This window comes from Streptomyces lincolnensis (genome assembly GCF_021173675.1).
Classification (GTDB): Bacteria; Actinomycetota; Actinomycetes; order Streptomycetales; family Streptomycetaceae; genus Streptomyces; species Streptomyces lincolnensis_B.
On sequence record NZ_JAIHON010000002.1, the window covers coordinates 306909 to 330861 of the forward strand.

General features: G+C 71.8%; 22 protein-coding genes. 13 read left to right on the top strand and 9 right to left on the bottom strand.

Features of this window, described 5'->3' with window-relative positions:
* Positions 1-92 precede the first annotated feature (92 nt).
* Positions 93-1472 carry an aminotransferase class V-fold PLP-dependent enzyme gene (locus K4B79_RS04920; RefSeq protein ID WP_232025000.1) on the top strand — a complete coding sequence of 460 codons (1380 nt, stop codon included), beginning with the start codon at positions 93-95 and terminating at the stop codon, positions 1470-1472.
* Here K4B79_RS04920 and K4B79_RS04925 read toward each other — a convergent pair.
* The 7 genes from K4B79_RS04925 to K4B79_RS04955 all read right to left on the bottom strand — a co-directional run bounded on the left by K4B79_RS04925 (position 1427) and on the right by K4B79_RS04955 (position 7631).
* Complete coding sequence (locus K4B79_RS04925; protein WP_232025001.1) at positions 1427-2620, bottom strand: glycerate kinase; 1194 nt, start codon at positions 2618-2620, stop codon at positions 1427-1429. The genes K4B79_RS04920 and K4B79_RS04925 overlap by 46 nt on opposite strands.
* A gap of 9 nt (positions 2621-2629) precedes the next feature.
* Positions 2630-4045, bottom strand: a complete 1416-nt coding sequence (locus K4B79_RS04930; RefSeq protein WP_232025002.1) for an SLC13 family permease — start codon at positions 4043-4045, stop codon at positions 2630-2632.
* A gap of 57 nt (positions 4046-4102) precedes the next feature.
* Complete coding sequence (locus K4B79_RS04935) at positions 4103-4765, bottom strand: response regulator transcription factor (RefSeq protein WP_232025003.1); 663 nt, start codon at positions 4763-4765, stop codon at positions 4103-4105.
* A gap of 25 nt (positions 4766-4790) precedes the next feature.
* Entirely contained in the window at positions 4791-6284 is a 1494-nt protein-coding gene (locus tag K4B79_RS04940) for a sensor histidine kinase (protein WP_232025004.1), read from the bottom strand.
* Positions 6214-6513: a small secreted hydrophilic protein gene (locus K4B79_RS04945; protein ID WP_232025005.1), complete on the bottom strand. Its 300-nt coding sequence runs from the start codon at positions 6511-6513 to the stop codon at positions 6214-6216. The genes K4B79_RS04940 and K4B79_RS04945 overlap by 71 nt, the downstream gene beginning before the upstream one ends.
* Positions 6514-6609: 96 nt before the next feature.
* Complete coding sequence (locus K4B79_RS04950) at positions 6610-6891, bottom strand: Lrp/AsnC family transcriptional regulator (protein WP_020137395.1); 282 nt, start codon at positions 6889-6891, stop codon at positions 6610-6612.
* Positions 6888-7631: a rhomboid family intramembrane serine protease gene (locus tag K4B79_RS04955; RefSeq protein ID WP_232025006.1), complete on the bottom strand. Its 744-nt coding sequence runs from the start codon at positions 7629-7631 to the stop codon at positions 6888-6890. Before K4B79_RS04955 ends, K4B79_RS04950 begins: the two co-directional genes overlap by 4 nt.
* Before the next feature lie 176 nt (positions 7632-7807).
* Between K4B79_RS04955 and K4B79_RS04960 the strand changes: the two genes are divergently transcribed.
* From K4B79_RS04960 to K4B79_RS04980, 5 genes are all read left to right on the top strand, one after another.
* A complete protein-coding gene (locus K4B79_RS04960; protein WP_037719539.1) occupies positions 7808-8047 on the top strand; it encodes a hypothetical protein in 240 nt (79 codons plus the stop codon).
* Between the two features lie 37 nt (positions 8048-8084).
* A complete protein-coding gene (locus tag K4B79_RS04965) occupies positions 8085-9428 on the top strand; it encodes an NYN domain-containing protein (RefSeq protein WP_232025007.1) in 1344 nt (447 codons plus the stop codon).
* Positions 9429-9637: 209 nt separating this feature from the next.
* Positions 9638-10672: a C40 family peptidase gene (locus K4B79_RS04970; RefSeq protein WP_232025008.1), complete on the top strand. Its 1035-nt coding sequence runs from the start codon at positions 9638-9640 to the stop codon at positions 10670-10672.
* 257 nt (positions 10673-10929) lie between these two features.
* Positions 10930-11946 (top strand): C40 family peptidase, encoded by a 1017-nt coding sequence (locus tag K4B79_RS04975; RefSeq protein WP_232025009.1) that lies wholly within the window; start codon positions 10930-10932, stop codon positions 11944-11946.
* A 33-nt stretch (positions 11947-11979) separates the two neighbouring features.
* The gene (locus K4B79_RS04980) at positions 11980-13173 is read left to right on the top strand and encodes a hypothetical protein (RefSeq protein WP_232025010.1); all 1194 of its coding nucleotides are present in this window, start codon (positions 11980-11982) and stop codon (positions 13171-13173) included.
* On the opposite strand, the gene K4B79_RS04985 is transcribed toward K4B79_RS04980, so the two are convergent.
* The gene (locus tag K4B79_RS04985) at positions 13161-14405 is read right to left on the bottom strand and encodes a glycosyltransferase family 87 protein (protein WP_232025011.1); all 1245 of its coding nucleotides are present in this window, start codon (positions 14403-14405) and stop codon (positions 13161-13163) included. The genes K4B79_RS04980 and K4B79_RS04985 overlap by 13 nt on opposite strands.
* 163 nt (positions 14406-14568) lie before the next feature.
* Between K4B79_RS04985 and K4B79_RS04990 the strand changes: the two genes are divergently transcribed.
* Both K4B79_RS04990 and K4B79_RS04995 read left to right on the top strand, forming a co-directional pair.
* Complete coding sequence (locus K4B79_RS04990; protein WP_232025012.1) at positions 14569-15711, top strand: glycosyltransferase family 4 protein; 1143 nt, start codon at positions 14569-14571, stop codon at positions 15709-15711.
* Between the two features lie 128 nt (positions 15712-15839).
* On the top strand, positions 15840-17420 hold the full coding sequence (locus tag K4B79_RS04995; RefSeq protein ID WP_232025013.1) for a GMC oxidoreductase: 1581 nt from the start codon (positions 15840-15842) through the stop codon (positions 17418-17420).
* Positions 17421-17445: 25 nt separating this feature from the next.
* On the opposite strand, the gene K4B79_RS05000 is transcribed toward K4B79_RS04995, so the two are convergent.
* Positions 17446-19242, bottom strand: coding sequence for an AMP-dependent synthetase/ligase (locus K4B79_RS05000; protein ID WP_232025014.1), 1797 nt, complete (start codon positions 19240-19242; stop codon positions 17446-17448).
* A 355-nt stretch (positions 19243-19597) separates the two neighbouring features.
* On the opposite strand from K4B79_RS05000, the gene K4B79_RS05005 reads away from it, so the two are divergent.
* From K4B79_RS05005 to K4B79_RS05025, 5 genes are all read left to right on the top strand, one after another.
* Positions 19598-20353: a metallophosphoesterase family protein gene (locus K4B79_RS05005; protein WP_232025426.1), complete on the top strand. Its 756-nt coding sequence runs from the start codon at positions 19598-19600 to the stop codon at positions 20351-20353.
* A 161-nt stretch (positions 20354-20514) separates the two neighbouring features.
* Positions 20515-20979 (top strand): SRPBCC family protein, encoded by a 465-nt coding sequence (locus K4B79_RS05010; protein ID WP_232025015.1) that lies wholly within the window; start codon positions 20515-20517, stop codon positions 20977-20979.
* A gap of 142 nt (positions 20980-21121) precedes the next feature.
* Positions 21122-22279: an ArsA family ATPase gene (locus K4B79_RS05015; protein WP_232025016.1), complete on the top strand. Its 1158-nt coding sequence runs from the start codon at positions 21122-21124 to the stop codon at positions 22277-22279.
* Positions 22280-22336: 57 nt separating this feature from the next.
* Entirely contained in the window at positions 22337-22843 is a 507-nt protein-coding gene (locus K4B79_RS05020; RefSeq protein WP_232025017.1) for a DUF5304 domain-containing protein, read from the top strand.
* A gap of 66 nt (positions 22844-22909) precedes the next feature.
* On the top strand, positions 22910-23863 hold the full coding sequence (locus K4B79_RS05025) for an ROK family glucokinase (RefSeq protein WP_232025018.1): 954 nt from the start codon (positions 22910-22912) through the stop codon (positions 23861-23863).
* Positions 23864-23953 lie beyond the last annotated feature (90 nt).

Sequence of the window (23953 nt, forward strand, 5' to 3'; positions counted from 1 at the left end):
GGAGTCTTCCGTGAGCAAGCGAATGCGATAGGGCGCCGAGCCCCACCTCCGCACACCCCTGGCACCTTTCTCTTTTTCACGGGAGTTCCCCCATGTCTGTCGCCACTGCTGTCTCCAGCGCTGTCTCCGACCACGCCATTTGTGCCCCGCTGCCCGTTCTGGGCAGGGATGTCACCGTCCCGCTCGTCACGGGCGGCGAGGTGACTTACGCCGCCCTCGACTACGCGGCCAGCGCGCCGGCGCTCCAGCGTGTCTGGGACGACGTGGCGGCGTACGCGCCCTACTACGGCAGCGTGCACCGGGGGGCCGGTTACCTCTCGCAGCTGTCCACCGAGCTCTTCGAGAACGCCCGCAGGACGGTCGCCGAGTTCCTCGACTGCCGTACGGACGACCAGCTGGTCTTCACCCGGTCGACCACCGACTCGCTGAACCTGCTGGCCGCCGCGCTGCCCGCCGACTGCCAGGTCTTCGTCTTCGAGACCGAGCACCACGCCTCGCTGCTGCCCTGGCGGGACGCCCACGTCACCTACCTGGACGCCCCGCGCACCCCGGACCAGGCCGTCGAGACCCTGGAGCGGGCCCTCGCCGCCCGCGACCCCCGTGGCCCGGCCCTCGTCTGCGTCACCGGTGCCTCGAACGTCACCGGCGAGCTGTGGCCGGTGCGCGAGCTGGCCGCCGCCGCGCACGCGCACGGAGCCCGGATCGTCCTGGACGCCGCCCAGCTGGCCCCGCACCACCCGGTCTCGGTCCAGGAGCTCGACGTCGACTGGGTCGCCTTCTCCGGGCACAAGCTGTACGCGCCCTTCGGCTCCGGCGTCCTGGCCGGCCGCGCCGACTGGCTGCGGGCCGCCGACCCCTACCTCGCGGGCGGCGGCGCCAGCCGCAAGGTCACGCGGCGCGCCGACGGGGGAGTGGACGTGGAGTGGCACGACAGCGCCGCCCGCCACGAGGCCGGGTCCCCGAACGTCATCGGCGCCTACTCCATCGCCTCCGCCTGCAAGGCGCTCACCGAGGCCGGCTTCGACACGCTCGTCGCCCGCGAGCGGTACCTGATCAACAAGGTCCGCGAGGGCCTGGCGGGGGTCCCCGAGGTGCGGATCCTCTCCCTGTTCGGCGACGACGCCCCGCGCGTCGGCGTGCTCTCCTTCGTCGTCGACGGCTGGAACAGCTCCCACTTCGCCGCCGCGCTCTCCGCCGAGTACGGCATCGGCGTGCGCGACGGCCTCTTCTGCGCCCACCCGCTGGTGCGCACCCTGCTCGGCAGCGACCCGCAGTCCCAGGGCGAGTGCGGAGCCCCGGAGGCCGCGCCCGGCGAGAAGTCCCTGAACGCGATCCGGGTGAGCTTCGGCGCGGGCACGCCGGACGAGCACGTGGAGCGGTTCGTGACCGCCGTGACGGAGCTGGTGCGGGACGGCGCCCGCTGGAACTACCGCACCGAGGACGGGCGTTGCGTGCCCGACACCTCCGCGTGAACCGGTAGCCGGGCGCCCAGCAGGATCATCCTCAGGGCGCGCTCGGAGGCGTCCGTGAGGAGTTCGGAGGCCCGGACGAGGGCCTCCGCCAGAGCCATCGGCGCCGGCAGGATGCCGCTGTACGCGTCCACGCCGGGCACACTGTGCGCCCCCTCGCCGAGCGTGCCCGCCAGCGCGAGCACCGGACGCCCGTGCAGCTTGGCCCGCCGGGCCACCTCGGCCGGGACCTTCCCGCGGGGTGTCTGGTGGTCCAGGGCGCCCTCGGCGGTGACCACCAGGTCGGCGCGGGCCAGCCGGGCGTCCAGGTCGAGATGGTCCAGGAGGACGTCGAAGCGGGGCAGGAGCCGGGCACCGACGGCGGCCAGACCGGCGCCCAGCCCTCCCGAGGCGCCGGTGCCGTCGCCGTACCGCAGGTCGGCGTGGGTGACGGCGAGGTCGCGGGTGAGGACGTCCGCCCAGTGCTCCAGGCCCGCCGACAACTCCTCCACCTGGGCGGGGGTCGCGCCCTTCTGGGGGCCGAAGACACGGGCCACCCCGCGTGCCCCGCACAGCACGTTGAACGGGTTGCAGGCGACCAGCAGCTCCACCTCCCGCAGCCGCGGGTCCAGGCCGCGCGCGTCGACGCGGCTCAGCCGCCTCAACTCCCCGCCCCCGCGCGGAAGTTCGAAGCCGTCCGCGTCCAGCAGTCGCATCCCGAGGGCCTGCAGCGCGCCCGCGCCCCCGTCGGAGGTCCCCGAGTCCCCGCAGCCGACCAGGATCCGCCGGGCACCGGTGTCCAGCGCGGCACGGATCAGCTCGCCGACGCCGTATGTCGTGGTGGCGCCGGGGTCGCGCAGCGAGCGGGGGACCAGGGAGAGGCCGGCCACCGCCGCCATCTCCACGACCGCCGTGTCCCCGGAGCCCAGCAGCGCGAAGTGCGTGCCGATCCGTTCCCCGACCGGACCCGTGGCGGCCAGCGCGACGAGCCGGCCCCCGGTCGCGGCCGCCAGCGCGGCGGCCGTCCCCTCACCCCCGTCCACCAGCGGAATGAGATCGAGCTGGGCTTCCGGCAGCACCCGCCGCACCCCGTCCCCGATGGCATCGGCGGCGGCCTGCGCGGACAACGACTCCTTGAACCCACTGGGGGCGACGACGACTCGGCTGAGCATGTGGATCTCCTAGGGGGTCAGCGGGACGCCGAGCAGTGGCCATACCGCGGTGGCGAAGAAGAGGACGAGCAGGGCGGTCAGAGGCGCCAGGACGGCGGAGAGGCGGAGCAGGTCGCGGGGCGTGTAGGTGGGCGTACCGGGGAGGTCGGAGAAGAGCGTGACCGGCTTGGCGGAGGCGGGCAGCGTGTGGCAGAAGCCCGCGGCGGCCGTGGAGGCGAGCGCGGCCGCGACCGGGTTGACGCCGGCACCCACCGCGGCCGCGACGACCAGCGGGACCAGTACGGAGGAGCGGGCCGAGCGGGACTGGAGTATCAGATGCGCGGCCGTGCTGACCGCGATCACGACCGCGAGGAAGACCAGCGGGGTGACACCCGCCGGCAGCCCGGACACCAGCCACTTCGCCGCGCCCGAGTCGGCGAGCGCGACCCCCATCGCCATGGTCGCGGCCATGAACAGCAGCAGCGACCACGGCACGGTCTTCAGCGCGTCCTTCAGCCCTACGGTGCCCAGCGCGGGCGAGGCCGCCACGACCGCGCCGATCAGCGCGACGACCGCGGGCGGCACCCGGTGCAGGGGCTCGCTGCACCACAGGACGACGACCGTGCCCAGGAGCAGCGCGCAGCGTGTCTCGGCCTGCGTCCAGGGGCCGGTGACCGGGGTGTCCGTGTGCCGCTGGATCTCCTCGGCGGTGATGTGCACGGCACCCTCGCGGTCCGCGCGCCGCGTGGTGGTCAGCAGGACGGTCTCGGCGGCCAGGTGGGAGGAGGCCACGGCCAGCGGCAGCCCCAGCAGCAGCCACTCGGTGAAGCCGATCCGCTCACCGGTCGCCTCCCACAGCACCGACACGGTGATCAGATGCGCGCCCGCTCCGATCAGGGTCGCCACCGCCGACAGCAGGATCACGGTCGGGAACAGCAGCGCCAGCATCACGACCAGTCGTCTCCGGTCGGCGAGCGCCTTGGCGAGGGCCAGGAACACCGGCAGCGCGAGAGCGGCCCGGCCGGAGGTGGCGGGCACCGCGAACGCCGTGACGACCAGTGCGGCCGTCGTCAGGTGCACCAGCTGCCGTACCGTGCGCGCCCCGCCCACCAGGAACGCCGCCGCCCGTCCCGCGAGCCCGGTCCGGGTCACCGCGGCCGCCAGCACGAAGGCGCAGATCAGCAGCCACACGGTGGAGTCGCCGAGGGTGCCGAACAGGGTGTCGCTGCTGATCACCCCGGTCACCGTGAGGGCGAGTCCGGCGCCCAGCGCGATGTACGTGTCGTCGATCGGCGTGGCGATCCACGCGCAGGTGGCCAGGGCGAACACGGCGAGGGTGAACCGGGCGTCGGAGCCCAGACCGGGGAAATTGGCGGGGACCGCGAGCAGCGCGCACAGGGACAGTGCCACGCACAGGGCCGCCGTCAGTCGGAGGTTCAGGATCACGTCACCTACGGTTCAGCCCGTCGGTGAGTCCTCAATGAGCCGCAGATGAAGGAAACTTCACGCGGGCATCCGGTACCCCATCCCGCGGACCGTCTCCAGCCGCTCGGCGCCCAGCTTCTTGCGCAGGGCGCGCACGTACACGTCCACGATGTTCGAGCCCGGGTCGAAGTCGTAGCCCCACACGTGGGACAGGATCTGCTCGCGGGAGAGCACCTGGCCGGGGTGGCGCAGGAACAGCTCCAGCAGCACGAACTCCCGGGCCGTCAGATCGACCGTCCGCTCCCCGGAGCGGGCCCGGCGGGTGCGCAGGTCCAGGCTGAGCGAGCCGGAGCGCAGCATGGTCACCTCCGGCGCGCGGGCCGCCGTACGCAGACGCAGGCGTACCCGGGCGAGCAGTTCCTCGAAGCGGAACGGCTTGGTCATCCAGTCGTCGGCGCCGCCCTCCAGGCCGGCCACCGTGTCGCGGACGGAGTCGCGGGCGGTCAGCACGATCACCGGGACCGTCACCCGGGCCTCGCGCAGCTGCCGCAGCACGGTGAAGCCGTCCCGGCCGGGCAGCCCGATGTCCAGGACGACCAGGTCGAAGCCGCCGGTCAGGGCGTACTCGTGGCCCGCCTCGCCGTCGCCGACGACGGTGGTGGTGAAGCCGTTGGCACGCAGGCCCTTCTCCACGAAGGAGGCGATGCGTTCCTCGTCCTCGACGATGAGAATGCGGTTCACGGGGTCGCCTTTCGGCCGAGCGCTGTCATGGGGTCGCGTCCTCCACGGTGAGGACGAAGGTGGCGCCGCCGCCCTCGGTGTCGTGCACCCGGACCCGGCCGCCGTGCCCCTCCGCGATCGCCTTCACGATGGACAGCCCGAGGCCCGCCCCCGAGCCTCGGGCGCCCCGGCGGGAGGTGCCGCGCCGGAACCGCTCGAAGATCACCTCGGCGTCCTCGGGGCGGACCCCGGTGCCGGAGTCGGCGACGTACAGCTCGATCCGCGCGCCCTCGGCGCGGGAGCCGATGCGCACGGTCTGGCCGTCGGTCGTGTGCTGCACGGCGTTCTGCGCCAGCTGCACCATCGCCTGGGTGATCCGCTGGGGGTCCACCTCGGCCTCCCGGTCGGCGACCTCGGCGAGCTGCCACTGGCGGTCCCCGAGGGTGCGGACCTTGACGTAGACGTCGGCGGTGAGTTCGGCGAGCTGGACCGGTTCGGGGCGCACGAAGTCCGGGCGCTCGGCCTTGGCGAGGAGCAGCAGGTCCTCGACGATGCGGCTCATCCGGTCCAGTTCGTCGGTGACCAGACGGACCGTCTCCTCGCGTTCGGCGGGATCGTCGCCCATCAGCTCCAGATGGCCGCGCACGATCGTGATCGGGGTGCGCAGCTCGTGCCCGGCGTCGTCGACGAACTGGCGCTGGGCGGCGAAGGCCCGCTCCAGCCGGTCGAGCATCGCGTTGAAGGTCTCCGCGAGCGCGGCGATGTCGTCGTGGCCGTGGACCGCGATCCGCCGGGTGAGGTCGTGCTCGGTGAGCTCCGCGGCGGCGAGCCGGACCAGCCGTACCGGCCTGAGGATGCGGCCGGCGACCGCCCAGGCGATACCGGTGGTCAGCAGCAGGGCGACCCCGGAGATGGCGAGCAGGATGCGGAAGACGACCTCCACCCGCTCCAGCTCCCGCGCGGGGTGCACGGCGACGACGAACGCGGCCTCCGGGGCGCCGCCCGGCCGGGTGATGACCACCTTGGCCCAGCGGACGTCACCGGACGACCGTTTCAGCACGCCCGAGGAGCCGGGGGCGTCGTAGATACGGCGGCGGGCGTCGGCGTCCTCGTACAGCGGACGGGCGGCGGGGTCCTCGCGCGGCTGGTAGATCCGCCGGGGATCGCCTGCCGCGGTGCCCACCAGGCCGATCAGCTCCTCGTCCGGGTCGGCGTACTGGCGGACCAGGAAGGCCGACAGCAGCTTGCCCGGATCGGTGAAGGGGCGACCGGTGTCCGGGTCGGCGCCCTCCTTCTGGAAGTTGGCGAACTCGCCGGTCTCCTGGGTGAGCAGGCGGTTGATCCGCTCGTCGGTCTCGCGCAGCAGGATCGAGCGGGTGGTGGTGGCCACCGAGGCGAGCGCGACCGCCATGACGAAGAGCAGCCAGAGCAGGATGCGGACCCGGGCGGAGAGCCGCCGCCGGGATCCCTCAGCGGTCGTCGCCGGGTCCGTCGTCGTCGGTCGCGTCGTCCGGTCCGGTCGGGCCGCGGTCGTCGTCATCGTCATCACTCGCGGTGCTGTCGGTCACCGGAGGCCGCGAGACGACCTCGTCGCTCGGCGTCGGCCCGGGCGGGGTGGGGGTCGGGGTCGGCGAGCCGGTGTCCAGCTCGACCTTCGGAGGGACCTTCGGGGCCTCGGGACTGTCGGTGAGGGCGAAACTGGTCGCGGCGATCCCCAGCGGGATCACCACGACGGCGGCGAGGGCCGCCAGCCGGCGGGAGAAGACCATGGGCCTCATGCTGCGCCCGGCGGCCGGGCGCCAGGATGAGCCCGAGATGAAGAACTCTTCATCTCCGCCGGGGCACCCTCCGCCGGGGCGGGACCGTCAGCTGTCCAGCCCGATCGCGAAGGCCGCCTCCAGGTCGTGCTGCGAGTACGTACGGAACGCCACGTGCGTGTCCGTCGCCTCCACCCCGGGGATCTTGCTGATGCTGCCCGGGATGACCTCCGCCAGGTCCTCGTGCTGCTTGACCCGGACCATGGCGATCAGGTCGTAGGTCCCGGTGACGGAGAAGACCTCGCTGACGCTTTCCAGCGCGGCGATCCGCTCCGCGATCTCGGGGATCCGGTCCACGCTGGTCTTGATGAGGACGATCGCGGTGATCACGGCTGTTTCTCTCCCTCGGAGGCCGGAGCTGGGGCGGACCTCACTCTAGTGGTAGGCCCGAACACCACCCAGGCCAAGCCGAGGCCCAGGCCGAGGCCGATGAGGTGGGCCAGGTAGGCGACGCCGGGGCCCTGACCGGCCTGGCCGGCGGCCAGCCATTGGAGGGCCGCCCAGAAGGGGAGGACCACCCAGGCGGGGAAGCGCAGGGGGAGGAAGAAGAGGAAGGGCAGGAGACTGGTGACGCGGGCCGTGGGGAACAGGTACAGGAACGCTCCGAGGATCGCGGAGATCGCCCCGGACGCGCCGACCAGGGACTGCCCGGAGCCGGCGTTGGCGGCCGCGTAGCCCAGCAGGGCCAGGTAGCCGCAGCCGAGGTGGAAGAGGGTGAACCGGACGTGTCCCATCCGCTCCTCGGTCATCACCCCGAACACATAGAGGAAGAGCATGTTGCCCAGCAGATGCACCCAGCTGCCGTGGACGAACAGGGCCGTGGCCGGGGTGAGCACGGCCCGCGCCGAGCCCTCGAACAGTTCCGCGGGCACCACGCCCCAACGGTGGAAATAGGCCCGCTGCGCGGCGAGCAGCGCGTCCCCGGTGCCGTACGCCGGATTGAGCCCCGCCGCCGGACCGGTCACGAAGACCAGCGAGCACAGGGCGATCAGGCCGTACGTCATCGGCGCCGGCGACCTGCGCACCCTCCGGCCCGCCCGGCCGACCGTCCCGATCCAGTTGCCGATCATGGACACAGAGCATGACGTAAGGGGACCGAACGGAACAGACTGCCTCGCCGCCGGTCGGGCCGCGCGGACGCCCGAGCGGCGAGTCCCCGCCAGGCCGTAGGGTTACGGCCACACGTATCGGGGGAGCCCGGTGCGTCACGGACACTAGAAGGACTAAAGGAAAGAGCACGGTCACGATGACGGTTCCCCTGCCGACCGCCTCCACGCGGTGGCGCTGCACCCTCTGCGGCAACCTCACGCGCTTCGACGTGACCCGCTCGTCGAAGGTCGTCGAGTACGTCCACCTCGACCTGGCCGGTGAGCCGAAGGTCGAGGAGCGCGAGGTGGTCAGTGAGACCATCGAGTCGGTGCGCTGCCGCTGGTGCAACGCCGTGGACCAGGTGGAACTCGTGGACAGGCCGGGCGCCGGCTCCTGACAGGGAGCGGCCCCGTACAGGCATTGGGGAGTAAGGGATGGTGGAGACCACGGGCGGGGGGCCGGGCGACGGCGCCGCCGAGGTGCTCGACCGCCCGCTGCCCGACGGAGTGCGCCGCAGGGTCGTCCAGATCGTCTCGGACGGCTTCGGTGGCCTGACCGTCGCCGAACTGCCCGCCCAGCTGAGGCAGTACGCCCGGTTCGCCCCGAACCGCCGCGCCAAGTTCGCCGGCAACGCCATGGCGGCCGCCCTGGAGACCGATCCGCTGTTCAGGCAGCGCATCGGGGAGAAGTTCAGAGAGGCGCAGCCGGAGCTCTCCGGCGCCCTCGACTCCGGCTCGCCGCCCCCGGCCGCGGACCCGCTCGACGTGGCGGCCGCGGCCTACGTACTGCGGCCCACCGACTGGGTGAAACTCGTGACCGCGGCCGGCGAGGAGGCCCAGCGGGCCGACGCCGAGCGGGCCGACGAGGAGAGCCGGGCCGAGCTGGAGCGGCTGCGCGAGGAACTCGACCGGGCCCGTGAGCACACCCGCACCGAGACCGAGCGGCTGCGCACCGAGCTGGACGCGGCCAAGAAGGAAGCGGATTCGCTGCACCGCAAGCTGCGTGCCGCCTACAGCGACGTCAAGCGCGGCGAGGCGGCCCTGCGCAAGGTGCACGCCGAGATGGAGGCCGTGCGCACCGACAGTCACGCCCAGGTCTCCGCGGCCGAGAGCGAGTCCCGGCGGCTGAAGTCCCGCCTCGGGGAGGCGGAGGCGGCCCTGGAGGCCACCCGCCGGGCCGCGCGCGAGGGCCGCAGCGTCGAGGACATGCGGGTACGGCTGCTTCTGGACACGCTGCTCGACGCCACCCAGGGACTGCGGCGGGAACTGGCCCTGCCGCCCGTCTCGGTACGGCCGGCGGAGACCGTGGACGCCGTCGAACCCGGCCGCATGACCCCGAAGGACATCGCCGCGCGGGCCCTGTCCGAGAACGACCCCGCCATCCTCGACCAGCTCCTCGCGCTCCCGCAGGCCCATCTGGTCGTCGACGGCTACAACGTCACCAAGACCGGCTATCCCCAGATGCCGCTGGAGAAGCAGCGGCTGAGGCTGCTCGGCCAGCTCTCGCAGCTCGCCGCCCAGACCGGCGCCGAGGTCACCTGTGTCTTCGACGGGGCCGAGCTGGCCGCGCCGGTACTGCTGGCGCCGCCGCGCGGGGTCAGGGTGCTGTTCTCCAAGCCGGGCGTCACCGCCGACGAGTTGATCCGTCAGCTGGTGCGCGCCGAGCCGCCGGGCCGTCCGGTCATCGTCGCGTCCACCGACCGTGAGGTGGCCGACGGGATCGCCAAGGCGGGTGCGCGGCCGGTGGCTTCTGCGGTGCTTCTGAAGCGGCTGTCCTAAACGTCAAAGGGCAGGTTTATTGCCCGAATTGGCGGGATCGTCACGCAACGTAGTGTCAAGTGGGTGTCACTCCAGGTGAGTTATGTGCAAAGAATGCACGGCGTGACGAGATTTTGCTCCTGAGGATTTGAACTGATCACGGGAAGGTCACTAGGGTCTGGGCTCGAACCTCCGAGCGGGTGATCACTCAAAAGAAGGAGTTCACCTCCGTGGCGTCCCACCGTCGACCCAAGCAGCCGAGCCGCACGCGCGTGACCGTGCTCACCACCGCAGCTGCTGCCGCTGTGGCTTTCAGCGCCAATGCCGCCAACGCGGCGCCGAGCGAGAAGCCGAGCAAGGACGAGGTCAAGTCCAAGGTCGACAAGCTCTACGAGCAGGCGGAGCAGGCCACCGAGAAGTTCAACGGGGCCAAGGAGAAGCAGGAGAAGCTCCAGAAGGAGATCTCCACCATCCAGGACAACGTCGCCCGGGGTCAGGAGGAGCTCAACGAGCTCCGTGACTCCATAGGCCTGGCGGCCGCCGCCCAGTACCGCACCGGCGCCATGGACTCCTCCCTCCAGCTCTTCCTGTCGTCGAACCCGGACGACTACCTGGACAAGGCGTCCACCGCCGACCAGCTCAGCTCGCAGCAGGTCGAGGCGCTGAAGAAGATCCAGGAGAAGCAGCGCGAACTCGCGCAGGAGCGTTCCGAGGCCTCCGAGAAGCTCAAGGACCTGGCCTCCACCCGCACCGAACTGGGCAAGAAGAAGAAGGAAGTCCAGAGCAAGCTCGCCGAGGCGCAGAAGCTCCTCAACAGCCTGACGGCCGCCGAGAAGGCCGCCCTCGCCGCCGCGGACCAGCGCGCCAGCCGCGACTCCGCCGAGCGCGTCGACCTCGGCGACGCCCCCGTCGGCTCCGGCCGCGCCATGGCCGCCTTCCAGGCCGCCCAGTCCCAGATCGGCAAGCCGTACGTCTACGGCGCCACCGGCACCGCGTCCTACGACTGCTCGGGCCTGACCTCCTGGGCCTACGCCCAGGCCGGCGTCTCCATCCCGCGCACCTCGCAGGCCCAGGCCAACGCCGGCACCCGGATCTACTCCGAGAGCCAGCTCAAGGTCGGCGACCTCGTCATCTTCTACGGCGACCTGCACCACGTCGGCTTCTACGCGGGCAACGGCCAGGTGCTGCACGCCCCGCGCTCCGGCACGGTCGTGCGCTACGAGTCGATCAACAACATGCCGTTCCAGTTCGGCGTCCGGATCTGATCCGCTGCGGCGTCCGGACCTGATCCGGCCCTGATCCGCTGCGGCGCCGGGATCTGATCAGCTTCAAGATCAGGACACGACACCGCCCGTTCGGGCGAATCCCCGCGACGTGAAGTGACCCCACGCCCCGCCCACGACCTGCGTCGTAGGCGGGGCGTCACGGTGTGTGGCCGCGGAGGTCGTTGGTGGGTGCCCGGTGACGGGGCTACTGTCTGCCGCGTTTCCTCATCCGCCAGCGGAAAGGAGTGCGGCTTCCCGTGGGGTTCCATCGCCGCCTTGCATCGCCGTCCGGGTTCAACCGGGGTGCCGGTGCCGCCCTGTGTGTGCTGTCCGCCGCTGCCGCGGCCCTCGGCGCCGTACCGGCGAACGCCGCACCGCACGACGACACCCGCGCCGAGGTGGACCGCCTCTACGAGGAGGCCGAGAAGGCGACCGAGGCCTTCAACAAGGCCGACGAGAACGCCGACACGCTCCGCGAGGAGGTCGACGAGGCCCAGGACCGGATCGCCCGCCAGCAGGACCGCATCAACACCATGCGGGACGCGCTCGGTTCGCTGGCGGGCGCCCAGTACCGCGCCGGCGGCCTCGACCCCTCGCTCGCGCTGCTGTTCTCCGACGACCCGGACGACTACCTGGACAAGGCCGCCGTCCTGGACCGGATCACCGTCCACCAGGCCGGGGAGCTCAAGGACCTCCAGACGGCCATGCGCGAGATCGCCCAGGACCGCGCGGAGGCGTCCGGCAAGCTCGGTGAGCTGGAGAAGAGCCGCAAGGCCGTCGCCTCCCACAAGCGGACGATCGAGAAGAAGCTCGCCAGGGCACGGCAGCTGCTCAACGCCCTGCCGTCCGACGAGCGCGCCGCCTACGACCGGGCCTCCCGCTCCGGCCGTGCCGACATGCCCGACCTCGGGAACGCGGCCCCGCCCTCGGCCCGCGCCGCGGCCGCCGTCGCTGCCGCCCGCTCCGCGCTCGGCAAGCCCTACGTCTGGGGCGCCAACGGCCCCTCCGGCTTCGACTGTTCGGGCCTGATGCAGTGGTCGTACGCACAGGCCGGGGTCTCCCTGCCGCGCACCTCGCAGGCGCAGCGCTACGCGGGCCGACAGGTCCCGCTCTCCCAGGCCCAGCCCGGCGATCTGGTCACCTACCGCTCCGACGCCAGCCATGTCGCGATGTACATGGGCAACGGCCAGGTGATCCACGCGCCCTACCCCGGAGCGCCGGTGCGCTACGACCCGGTGAACATGATCCCGGGCGCGACCGCCACCCGGGTCTGACCGCCCGCCCGGCGCCCACCGTACGATCGGCACGTGGCTGGTCGAGGGCGGGCGTCGGGACGCGGAATCGTGGCGCTGTGTCTGGTGCTGCTGGCGGCCCTGGTGGGCTGCGGCGGCCGGCCCGCCGCCGACGGCACGAAGGCCGAGGTGCAGCGGCTGCTGGACCGGCGGGCCACCGCGGTCCTCGACCAGGACCCGGCGGCGTTCACCAGGACCGGCGCGCTGAGCTGGTTCCAGAACCTCTCCGCGGTCCCGCTGGCCGGCTGGACCTACCGGGTCACCGCCGTGCGCCGCACCGGGAACACCGCCACCGCCGACGTCGAACTCGGCTACCGCGTCCAGAACTACGACAGCGCCCCCGTCACCGTCGCCCGCACCGTGGACCTCTCCGTGGACGTGGAGGGCCAGTGGTACGTGGACGCCGAGCGGCCCGCCGAGAAGGCGCCCCAACAGCTGTGGGACCAGGGCGAGGTGGTCGTCGTCCGGGGCGAGCACAGCCTCGTCATGGGCGTCGGACAGACCGGCGAGACCCTGCACTCCTACGCGGACCTCGCCGACCGTGCCGTTCCAGCGGTGTCGGACGCCTGGGGCACCGACTGGTCCCGGCACGTCGTGGTCCTCGTACCGAAGTCCCTGGCGGGGATGGCCGCGCTGCTCGGCTCGCCCGCCTCCTCCTACCGCGGGATCGCCGCCGTCACCACCGGCGAGACGGGCGCCCCGGCACGGGCACCGTCCGACCGGATCATCGTCAATCCCGACGCCTACGGTGTTCTCGGCGCCGTCGGCAAGCAGGTCGTCCTCACCCACGAGACCACCCACGTCGCCACCCGCACCGCCACCACCGCCGCGACCCCGCTGTGGCTGTCCGAGGGGTACGCCGACTGGATCGGCTACCGCGGCAGCGGCCGCACGCCCACCCAGGCCGCGCCGGAACTGCAGCAGGCGATCGGCGCGGGCCGGGCACCGACGACCCTGCCCACCGACCGGGACTTCGGTTTCGGCGGCGACGCCGACGAGCTCGCCCGCGCCTACGAGAGCGGCTGGCTGGCCTGCCGCATGATCGCCGACCACTGGGGCGAGGCACGGCTCCGCGAGTTCTACGCGGCCGTCGGAGCCCACGACAAGCGCGCCGGAGCGGTCGAGAACGCGATGAAGAGCGTCCTCGGCACGACACTCGGGGAGTTCACCACCGAGTGGCGGAACTACCTGCTCGATCAGCTGGGCTGATCGAGCACCTCGGTGGTCTTGGCAGGGGTGGTCCGGTCCGGGGCCGGGGCGGCCGCAGGCTTCGGTACCGTCGCCCGCCACAGGACGCGGGCCGCGGTGATCGTGGCGAGGACGAGGAGGCCGTTGCGGATTACCAGGAGGGTGATGCCGAGGGGGGTGCTGCCGACGACGTCGGCGAAGTAGAGGGGGAACTCCAGGACCGTCACGAAGCTCGCCAGCAGCACCAGGAGCACGGGTACGGTCATGCGGCTTGCCCGGAAGCACGCGCAGACCGCTGCCAGGCCGATCAGCCACACCAGGTACTGCGGGCTGATCACCCGGCTGGTCGTGGTGAACATCAGCACCGCCACGAACGCCGCGTCGGCCATGGTGTGCGCCTCGAAGCGGGTCGCCAGCACCCGCCACAGCAGCAGCCAGCCGAAGGTCATACCGGTCAGGGCCAGCGCGGCCGAGCTCACGATGTTCACCCAGGGCCCGAGGAACTCCACCGAGCCGTAGTTCAGCAGCACCTGGCCGTCCCAGCCGTGGTGCCGGGCGACGTGGAAGACGAGCGAGCCCAGCGACTCCACCTCGGTGCCCCGGTCGCGCTGGAAGGTCAGGAAGGCGAAGGCGCCCGGCATGGCGAGGGAGAACAGCGCGGCCAGCGCGGCGACGGTGGCCACCGCCGAGACCCAGCCGGCCCGGGCGCGGACCCCCAGCAGCACCAGCGCCGGCCACACCTTCAGCATCGCCCCGAAGCCCGCCAGCGCCCCCATCAGCCGGGGGTGCCGCGAGCCCACCAGCAGCGCGGCGACCGCGACTCCGGTGACCATCACGTCGTAGCGGGAGTAGACGGTCGGGCCGAGCAGGGGTACGCCGACCACCCACACCCAGGCCCCGTGCGGCCGCTTCCCGGGGCGTAGACCGGCGTACACCAGCAGGGCGAGGACGACCAGGTCGGCGAGGCAGGCGAGGACGAAGAACGCCGAGGTGTAATCCAGGCCGGGGAGCAGGGCGGGGGAGAGGATCGCGAGGGCGGCGGCGGGCGGGTACTGCCAGGTCACGTCGTCCAGCGGGAAGGTGCCGGTGCGCAGGACCTCGAACCAGCCCTGGTAGGTGACGGAGACGTCACTGGTGACGTCGGGGCCCGGGAAGATGTACACCTTGTACACGAACAGCAGCAGCACCAGCCTGGTCACGCACCAGGTGAGCAGCAGCCACGGCAGTGACCGCCTCGCTCCCGACGTCTCCACGTGATCCCCTGCCTGTTCGAATTCCCGCTCCGAGGGGAACATGATGGCGTCCCCTGCTGTGAGCGTGCCATACGGCCGCGCCCGGCTGTGAGCAGGTCGTTCGGTAGGGTCGGCGGCGATGCACAGGACGGCGACACAGAAGACGGCGACGCGTAAGACGGCGATGCACAAGACTCTCGTGGTGACGAACGACTTCCCGCCCCGCCCGGGCGGCATCCAGGCGTTCCTGCACAACATGGCGCTGCGGCTCGACCCGGAGCGGCTCGTCGTCTACGCCTCCACCTGGAAGCGGGGCCGGGAGGGCGCCGAGGCGAGTGCCGCCTTCGACGCCGAGCAGCCCTTCACCGTCGTGCGGGACGCCACGACGATGCTGCTGCCGACGCCCGGTGCCACCCGGACGGCCGTCCGGCTGCTGCGCGAGCACGGGTGCACCTCGGTGTGGTTCGGGGCGGCGGCCCCGCTCGGGCTGATGGCGCCGGCGCTTCGGAAGGCGGGCGCCGAGCGGCTGGTGGCCACCACCCACGGGCACGAGGCCGGGTGGGCGCAGCTGCCCGCCGCGCGGCAACTGCTGCGCCGGATCGGGGAGTCCACCGACACCATCACCTACCTGGGCGAGTACACGCGCTCGCGGATCGCGACCGCGCTGACGCCCGACGCGGCCTCGCGGATGGCGCAACTGCCGCCCGGGGTCGACGAGAAGACCTTCCATCCCGGCTCGGGCGGTGACGTGGTCCGGGCGCGGCTCGGGCTGACCGACCGGCCCGTCGTCGTGTGCGTCTCGCGGCTGGTGCCGCGCAAGGGGCAGGACACGCTGATCCTCGCCATGCCCCGGATCCTGGCCGCCGAGCCGGACGCCGTGCTGCTGATCGTGGGCGGTGGACCGTACGAGAAGGAACTGCGCAAGCTGGCGCGGGAGACCCGGGTCACCGACTCCGTCCGCTTCACCGGCACGCTGCCCTGGTCCGAGCTGCCCGCGCACTACGGCGCCGGGGACGTGTTCGCGATGCCGTGCCGGACCCGGCGCGGCGGGCTCGACGTCGAGGGGCTCGGGATCGTCTACCTGGAGGCCTCCGCGACCGGGCTGCCCGTCGTCGCCGGTGACTCCGGCGGCGCCCCGGACGCGGTCCTCGACGGCGAGACCGGCTGGGTGGTGCGCGGCGGCTCGGTGGAGGAGACCGCCGAGCGGATCACCGTGCTCCTCGGCGACGCGGAACTGCGGCGGCGGATGGGGGAGCGGGGACGGGAGTGGGTCGAGGAGAAGTGGCGCTGGGACTTGTTGGCGGAAAAGTTGAAGGCGTTGCTATAGCCGGAGGCGGATAGTCCGCGGATGCTGCGCGCATGACAGCAAAACTGACGCAGCATCAAGTAACACAGCATCAGCTGACGCAGAATCAGCTGGCGCGGCATCGGCTGACGAGACGTCAAATCCTCGGTATGGTCGCCCTCCAGACGGCCGCCGCCACCGGTCTCACCCGCATCGGTCTGAAGTCGGCACAGGCGGTCGAACCGGCCGCCGTCGACAACGCCCCCGCCATCGTGGTCGGTTCGGGCTACGGCGGTGCCGTCGCCGCCCTCCGCCTCGGCCAGGCCGGCATCCGCACGATCGTGCTGGAGATGGGCCGCCTGTGGAACACCCCCGGCCCCGACGGCAAGGTCTTCTGCTCCACCGCCGCCCCGGACCGGCGCTCGATGTGGTTCCGCACCCGCACCGAAGCCCCGCTCGCCACCTTCCTCTGGCTCGACGTCGTCAACAAGGACATCAGCCCCTACCCGGGCGTCCTGGACCGCGTCCGCTTCGCCGACATGTCCGTCTTCGTGGGCCGCGGGGTCGGCGGCGGCTCCCTGGTCAACGGCTCGATGGCGGTCACCCCGCCGCGGTCCTACTTCGCCGAGCAGTTCCCCGGCGTGGACGCCACGGAGATGTACGACACCTACTTCCCGCGCGCCCGCGCCATGCTCGGCGTCAACACCGTCGACCCGGCCTGGTTCGAGTCCACCGAGTGGTACCGGTTCAGCCGGATCTCCCGCAAGCACGCCGCCAACACCGGTCTGAGGACCACCTTCGTCCCCAGCGTCTACGACTTCGGCTACATGCAGCGCGAGGCCGCGGGCACCGCCACCAGATCGGCCCTCGGCCAGGAGGTCATCTACGGCAACAACTTCGGCAAGAAGAGCCTCGACAAGACGTATCTGGCGTCCGCGCTCGGCACCGGCAACGTCACCATCCACACCATGGAGAAGGCCACCGGCATCAGCCGGGCGAGCGACGGCAGTTGGGTGCTGACCGCCGAGCGCATCGACGACACCGGCACGGTCGTCGGCACCAGGCAGTACGGCTGCACCTACCTCTTCCTCGGCGGCGGCAGCCTGGGGACGAGCGAACTCCTGCTCCGGTCACGGCAGTCGGGGACGCTCGCGGCCCTGGACCCGAGCGTCGGAGCGGGCTGGGGTCCCAACGGCAACACGATGCTCGGGCGGGCCAACCACCTGTGGGACACCGTCGGCGCCAACCAGTCGACCATGCCGGTCCTGGGCATCGACGACTGGGCCAACACCGCCAACCCCGTCTTCGCCGAGATCGCCCCGCTGCCCACCGGCCTCGAACACTGGGTCAGTCTCTATCTGGCGATCACCAAGAACCCGCAGCGCGCCAGATTCTCGTACGGCAGCGGGGGGTTGAGCCTGGACTGGAGCGCCGCGCAGAGCTCGGTCTCCTCCGGCATGGCGAAGAAGCTCTTCGACCGGATCAACGCCGCCAACTCGACGATCTACCGGTACGACCTGTTCGGCTCCTCCAACAAGGTCTTCGCCGACGACTTCACCTACCACCCGCTGGGCGGCTGCGTGCTGGGCCGGGCGACCGACAACTACGGCCGGGTGAAGGGGTATTCGAAGCTGTACGTCACCGACGGCTCGTTGATCCCGGGCAACATCGGGGTGAACCCGTTCGTCACCATCACCGCGCTCGCCGAACGCACGATGGCGCGGGTCCTCGCCGAGGACACCGCGCCATGAACCGTCGTAGGCCCCAAAGGGCGTGCTACTTCTGGTAGATCGCCTCGATCTCGTCCGCGTAGTCCTTCGCCACCACGTTCCGCTTGAGCTTCAGCGACGGCGTCAGGTGGCCCGAGTCCTCCGTGAACTGGGAGGAGAGAATGCGGAACTTCCGCACCGATTCCGCCTTCGACACCGCGGCGTTGCCGTCGTCGATCGCGGCCTGGATCGCAGCGTTCAGGTCCGCGTCCGCGCGCAGCGACGCCGCGGTGGAACCCGCCGGCTTGCCGTGCTCGGCGGCCCAACGGCCCAGGAACTCCTCGTCGATGGTGACCAGCGCGCCCACGAACGGCCGCCCGTCGCCCACCACCATGCACTCCGCGACCAGCGCGTGCGACCGGATGCGGTCCTCGATCACGGCCGGGGCGACGTTCTTGCCGCCCGCGGTGACGATGATCTCCTTCTTGCGGCCGGTGATCCTGAGGTAGCCGTCCTCGTCGAGGGTGCCGATGTCACCGGTGTGGAACCAGCCGTCGGCCAGCGCCTCGGCGGTCGCGGCCGGGTTGTTCCAGTACTCCTTGAACAGGTGCTCGCCGTGCAGCAGCACCTCGCCGTCGTCGGCGATGCGGACCACCGAGCCGGGCAGCGGCTGGCCGACCGTGCCGATCTTCTGGCGGTCCCAGGGGTTGAAGGCGGTCGCGGCACAGGACTCGGTCAGGCCGTAGCCCTCCAGGACCGTGAAGCCGATCCCGCGGAAGAAGTGGCCGAGGCGCTCGCCCAGCGGGGCTCCGCCGGAGATCGCGTACTCGCCCTTGCCGCCCAGGACCGCGCGCAGCTTGCTGTAGACCAGCTTGTCGAAGGTCTTGTGCTTGATCTTCAGGCCGAGAGACGGGCCCGACGGGGTGTCCAGCGCCTTGCTGTAGGCGATCGCGGTATCCGCGGCCTTGTCGAAGATCTTGCCCTTGCCGTCCGCCTGCGCCTTGGCGCGCGCCGAGTTGTAGACCTTCTCGAAGACGCGCGGCACACCGAGGATCAGCGAGGGCCGGAAGGACGCCAGCTCGGTGGTGAGGTCCTTGATGTCCGGGACCATGCCCAGCTTGATCGGCGCCATCATCGGCGCGATCTGCACCAGGCGGCCGAAGACGTGCGCGAGCGGCAGGAAGAGCAGGACCGAGCATTCACCGGTGCGGAACAGCGGCCGCAGCCGCTCGACGATGTTGCCGCACTCGGCGAAGAAGCTGCGGTGGGTGAGCACGCAGCCCTTGGGACGGCCGGTGGTGCCGGAGGTGTAGACGATGGTCGCGGGGTCGTCCGCCTTGGCGAGCGAGCCGCGCTCCTCGACGGCCTCGTCGGTGACGTCCTGGCCGAGCCGCCCGAGCTCCTCCACACCACCGCCCTCGATCTGCCAGACGTGCTTGAGGGCCGGCAGGGTGTCGCGCACCGACTCGACGGCCGCCGTGTGGTGGTCCAGCTCCACGATGCAGGCGGTGGCGCCCGAGTCGCTGAGGATCCACTGCACCTGCTCGGGCGAGCTGGTCTCGTACACCGGCACGGTGACCGCGCCCGCGCTCCAGATCGCGAAGTCCAGGAGCGTCCACTCGTAGCGGGTCCTGGACATCAGGCCCACCCGGTCGCCGGGCTGCACACCGGAGGCGATGAGCCCCTTGGCGGCGGCGTGCACCTCGGCGAGGAAGGCGGTGGCCGTCACGTCCTGCCACGCTCCGCCCACCTTGCGGGCGATGACGGCGACGTCCGGGTGCTGCGCGGCGTTTCTCCGGACGATGTCGGTGAGATTGCCGTCCGCAGGGACCTCGTACAAAGCCGGAAGGCTGAACTCGCGCAAGACTGCTGCTCCTAATAAGGCGCCGGCGCCACGACGTTGTGTGATGCGACGGTCCGGTCCAAGGCCGGGCAGGTGCCCAAGGGTTCGCCCCGGGCCTGGAGGCCTCTGGTTGAAATCCTGAGCACGACTGGACTGCCCGGACGTTACCCGCCGGTATGGCTTCTTCGACAGGGGGGTCCGGCGAGATGTTCGCCGCGTCACACGGTTTGGTGTTCCTCGGCGCACAGTAGTCGACGCACTAACTGACTGGCCAGTAACCGCAAGCTCCGCCGCCACTGTTCACGTCTGGCGCACACGCTTACTCTTGATCGTCATGGCACCCACACCCGCCGGCAACGACAGAACGCGCGTCCACGTGGTGAGCGACGTGCACGGAAACGCCCGCGACCTGGCCAGAGCCGGTGACGGCGCGGACGCCCTGATCTGTCTGGGTGACCTCGTCCTCTTCCTCGACTACGCCGACCACTCCCGCGGCATCTTCCCCGACCTGTTCGGCGTGGAGAACGCCGACCGCATCGTGGAACTGCGCACCGCCCGTCGCTTCGAGGAGGCCCGGGAGCTCGGCGCCCGGCTGTGGGGCGGCATCGGCACCGACCGGGCCACCGCCATCGAGAAAGCGGTGCGCAAGCAGTACGCCGAGATGTTCGCCGCCTTCCCGACACCGACGTACGCCACCTACGGCAATGTCGACATGCCGCCACTGTGGCCGGAATACGCCGGACCCGGTACCACCGTGCTCGACGGCGAGCGGGTCGAGATCGGCGGCCGGACCTTCGGCTTCGTCGGCGGCGGCCTCAAGACCCCGATGCGCACGCCGTACGAGATCAGCGACGAGGAGTACGCGGCGAAGATCGAGGCGGTCGGCGAGGTGGACGTGCTGTGCACCCACATCCCGCCGGAGGTGCCCGAACTCGTCTACGACACGGTCGCGCGCCGCTTCGAGCGGGGGAGCCGGGCGTTGCTGGCGGCTATCAGGCGCACCCGTCCCCGGTACGCGTTGTTCGGCCACGTCCATCAGCCGCTGGTGCGGCGGATGCGGATCGGGGCGACGGAGTGCGTCAACGTGGGGCACTTCGCGGGGACCGGGAAGCCGTGGGCGCTGGAGTGGTGAGCGGGGCGGTGAGTGCGGTCCGAGCGCGGTGGTGCGCGGCTTCCGGCGGACGGCGAGCGGTTCCCGGTGAATACGCCCGCTCGCCTGCGCGGTAGCCTTCACGCTGCACACACGTGCGCACGACCCTGCCTCACCGGACCGCATCTGGAGGAGCCACCGCGATGGCGGAACACACCAGCTCGAGCATCACGATCGAGGCGGCACCGGCCGATGTCATGGCGGTCATCGCCGACTTCGCCCGCTACCCGGACTGGACCGGCGAGGTGAAGGAGGCGGAGGTGCTGGCGACCGACGCCGCCGGACGCGCCGAGCAGGTCCGCCTCGTCATGGACGCCGGCGCGATCAAGGACGACCAGGTCCTGGGATACACCTGGACCGGTGAGAACGAGGTCTCCTGGACGCTGGTGAAGTCCCAGATGCTGCGTTCCCTGGACGGTTCGTACGTACTGAAGCCGACGGGGTCCGGGGCGACGGAGGTCACGTATCTGCTGACCGTCGACGTCAAGATCCCCATGCTCGGCATGATCAAGCGCAAGGCGGAGAAGGTCATCATCGACCGGGCGCTGGCGGGTCTGAAGAAGCGGGTGGAAGCGGGTGGAAGCGGGGCAGTAGGGGGCGCGCCGTAGGGGGTGCCTGTTCTGTCCCGGGTGCGGGCCGGTGGGGGCTGGTCGCGCAGTTCCCCGCGCCCCTGGGTTGGTGCACTCACGCCGCTCAAACTGCACCCACCCCCGCCCAGCCCCCGCACCGGGCACGTTACGGTTCACCCCTATGCGCACCCTCCTGATCACGGGCCCCGGCGGCAGCGGTCGCACCACGGTCGCCGCCGCCACCGCTCTACGCGCCGCAGGCAACGGCACCCGCACGCTGCTCCTCAGTGCCGACCGCACCGACAGTCTCGGCGCGGTGCTGGGCGTGCCGACGGGGGCGAAGCCGGTGGAGGTCGCCGAGCGCCTCACGGCCTGGCGTCCGGACGCCACCGCCCGCTTCCGGCAGGACCTCGCCGCGTTCCAGGAGCGCGCCACCTCCGCGCTCGACCTGCTCGGCGCCTCCCGCCTGGACCCGGAGGAGGTCACACCGCTCCCGGGCGCCGAGGAACTCAGCCTGCTGCGCGCGGTGCGGGACGCGGCCCTCGCCGAGGTGCACGACCTGCTGATCGTCGACCTCCCGCCCACCCCGCAGGCGCTCGCCCTCCTCGCGCTCCCCGAGGAACTCCGCCGCTATCTGCGCCGCCTGCTCCCGCCCGAGCGGCAGGCGGCCCGCGCGCTGCGCCCCATGCTCGGCCGGCTGGCCGGCGTGCCCATGCCGGCGGAGTGGCTGTACGAGACGGCCTCCCGCTGGGACCTGGAGCTCGGCGCCGTGGAGGCGGTCCTCGCCGACCGTGACACCGTCGTACGGATCGTCGCGGAGCCCGGCCCGGCCGGCGCCGACGCCGTGCGCACCGCGGGACTCGCCCTCGCCCTGCGCGGCCTGCGCCCCGACGCGCTGGTGGCGAACCGGGTCGTACCGGAGGCCTGGTCCCCGGGTCTCGTCGCCCAGCAGCGCAAGGCACTGGAGGAGTGGCAGGAGACGTACGACGTCCACGGCGTACCCCATCTCGGCCACGACCCCCGCGGCACCGACGACCTCGCGGCCCTCCCGGTCCCCGGAGTCAACGACACGGACTCCACCGTCGAGTGGCCCGTCACCGACAGGCTCGCCGAGGAGGGCGTGCTGGTCTGGCACCTCCCGCTGCCCGGCGCGATACGCGAGGAGCTGGACCTGATCCGGCGCGGCGACGAACTCGTCCTGGCGGCGGGCCCGTTCCGGCGGATCGTTCCGCTGCCGTCGGCCCTGCGCCGCTGCACCGTGGACGGCGCCGCGCTGCGCGAGGGCGAACTGCGGATCCGATTCGCCCCGGACCCCGATCTCTGGCCGCAGACCCCGTGAACCGGGTACGCCCGTTCGGGTAACGTCGGAGGGACGAACCGTAGTCAGGAGTCCGTCATGAGCGAAGAGCTCCGCCCGTCCGACGCCGGTGACAGCGAGGCGATCGACGAGGTGCGGGCGAGCGACGCCGACGCCTGGGCGACCGCGTGCGCCGAGGACCTCGCCGCCGAGAAGGCCCGCCGCCGCGCCGAGTACGGCCCGCCGCCCGGCTCGGCCGCCGAGGAACTGCGCAGGCTCGTCGACACCGTCGCCGAGAAGCTCGACAAGCTGTCGGGCCTGCAGTCCCCGCTGCTCGGCGCGGTCGCGGGACCCGCCGCCCAGCAGGTGGTCAAGCAGGTCGTCCAGCAGGCCAAGGCGGCCGTCGAGCCCGTCATCGAACGCAACCCGGACGTCTTCGACCACCTCGCGGCGGCGGGCAACGAACTGCTGGCCGCCTACCGCTCCGCCGTCCAGGCCCAGGAGGGCCGCTGGACGGGCCGCGACACCGCCCCGCGCGACCTGGACGAGAGCCCCCGCGACAAAGGCGACGAGGCGGGCCCCGGCCAGCGCATCGACCTGGACTGAAACCCCTGACGGCAGGGCCTCGGGTACGGTTGGCCGTAGCGGGGCTCGACCGAAACTGAGGGATTCATGGGACTCACCATCGGCGTCGACATCGGCGGCACGAAGATCGCGGCCGGCGTGGTCGATGAGGAAGGCAACATCCTCTCGACCCACAAGGTGCCGACCCCGGGCACGCCCGAGGGCATCGTGGACGCCATCGCCTCCGCGGTGGAAGGCGCCCGTGCCGGGCACGAGATCGTCGGCGTGGGCATCGGTGCGGCCGGGTACGTCAACCGCCAGCGCTCCACGGTCTACTTCGCGCCCAACATCGACTGGCGCAACGAGCCGCTGAAGGAGAAGGTCGAGGCCCGCGTGGGCCTCCCGGTCGTCGTGGAGAACGACGCCAACGCCGCCGCCTGGGGCGAGTACAAGTTCGGCGGCGGCAAGGGGCACCGCAACGTCATCTGCATCACGCTCGGCACCGGCCTCGGCGGCGGCATCATCATCGGCAACAAGCTGCGCCGTGGTCACTTCGGCGTCGCCGCCGAGTTCGGCCACATCCGCATGGTGCCGGACGGCCTGCTGTGCGGCTGCGGCTCGCAGGGCTGCTGGGAGCAGTACGCCTCCGGCCGCGCCCTCGTGCGGTACGCCAGGCAGCGCGCCAACGCCACCCCGGAGAACGCCGAGCTGCTCCTCGGCCTCGGCGACGGCACCCCCGACGGCATCGAGGGCAAGCACATCTCCATGGCCGCCCGCCAGGGCGACCCGGTCGCCGTCGACTCCTACCGCGAGCTCGCCCGCTGGGCCGGCGCCGGTCTGGCCGACCTCGCCTCCCTCTTCGACCCCTCCGCCTTCATCGTCGGCGGCGGCCTCTCCGACGAGGGCGAACTCGTCCTCGACCCCATCCGCAAGTCCTACAAGCGCTGGCTGGTCGGCGGCAACTGGCGCCCGGTCGCCGACGTCATCGCCGCCCAACTGGGCAACAAGGCGGGCTTGGTAGGAGCAGCGGACCTGGCAAGGGAACCGGACCCGATCATGTAGCAGGGGGCGACTGACCCCACTCAGGGGCGCGGGGCTGTATAAACATGCGGCTCCGCCGCGTGGGCGCGACAAGCCACGACGTACCGGCAG

What these genes read in the sequence shown, in the direction of transcription:
- K4B79_RS04925 (WP_232025001.1), bottom strand. Translation starts at nt 2,620, where the DNA reads ATGCTCAGCCGAGTCGTCGTCGCCCCCAGTGGGTTCAAGGAGTCGTTG.
- K4B79_RS05025 (WP_232025018.1), top strand. Translation starts at nt 22,910, where the DNA reads ATGGGACTCACCATCGGCGTCGACATCGGCGGCACGAAGATCGCGGCC.
- K4B79_RS04945 (WP_232025005.1), bottom strand. Translation starts at nt 6,513, where the DNA reads ATGGTCTTCTCCCGCCGGCTGGCGGCCCTCGCCGCCGTCGTGGTGATC.
- K4B79_RS04995 (WP_232025013.1), top strand. Translation starts at nt 15,840, where the DNA reads ATGGTCGCCCTCCAGACGGCCGCCGCCACCGGTCTCACCCGCATCGGT.
- K4B79_RS04960 (WP_037719539.1), top strand. Translation starts at nt 7,808, where the DNA reads ATGACGGTTCCCCTGCCGACCGCCTCCACGCGGTGGCGCTGCACCCTC.
- K4B79_RS04955 (WP_232025006.1), bottom strand. Translation starts at nt 7,631, where the DNA reads ATGATCGGCAACTGGATCGGGACGGTCGGCCGGGCGGGCCGGAGGGTG.
- K4B79_RS04940 (WP_232025004.1), bottom strand. Translation starts at nt 6,284, where the DNA reads ATGACGACGACCGCGGCCCGACCGGACCGGACGACGCGACCGACGACG.
- K4B79_RS04920 (WP_232025000.1), top strand. Translation starts at nt 93, where the DNA reads ATGTCTGTCGCCACTGCTGTCTCCAGCGCTGTCTCCGACCACGCCATT.
- K4B79_RS05010 (WP_232025015.1), top strand. Translation starts at nt 20,515, where the DNA reads ATGGCGGAACACACCAGCTCGAGCATCACGATCGAGGCGGCACCGGCC.
- K4B79_RS05015 (WP_232025016.1), top strand. Translation starts at nt 21,122, where the DNA reads ATGCGCACCCTCCTGATCACGGGCCCCGGCGGCAGCGGTCGCACCACG.
- K4B79_RS04990 (WP_232025012.1), top strand. Translation starts at nt 14,569, where the DNA reads ATGCACAAGACTCTCGTGGTGACGAACGACTTCCCGCCCCGCCCGGGC.
- K4B79_RS04965 (WP_232025007.1), top strand. Translation starts at nt 8,085, where the DNA reads ATGGTGGAGACCACGGGCGGGGGGCCGGGCGACGGCGCCGCCGAGGTG.
- K4B79_RS05020 (WP_232025017.1), top strand. Translation starts at nt 22,337, where the DNA reads ATGAGCGAAGAGCTCCGCCCGTCCGACGCCGGTGACAGCGAGGCGATC.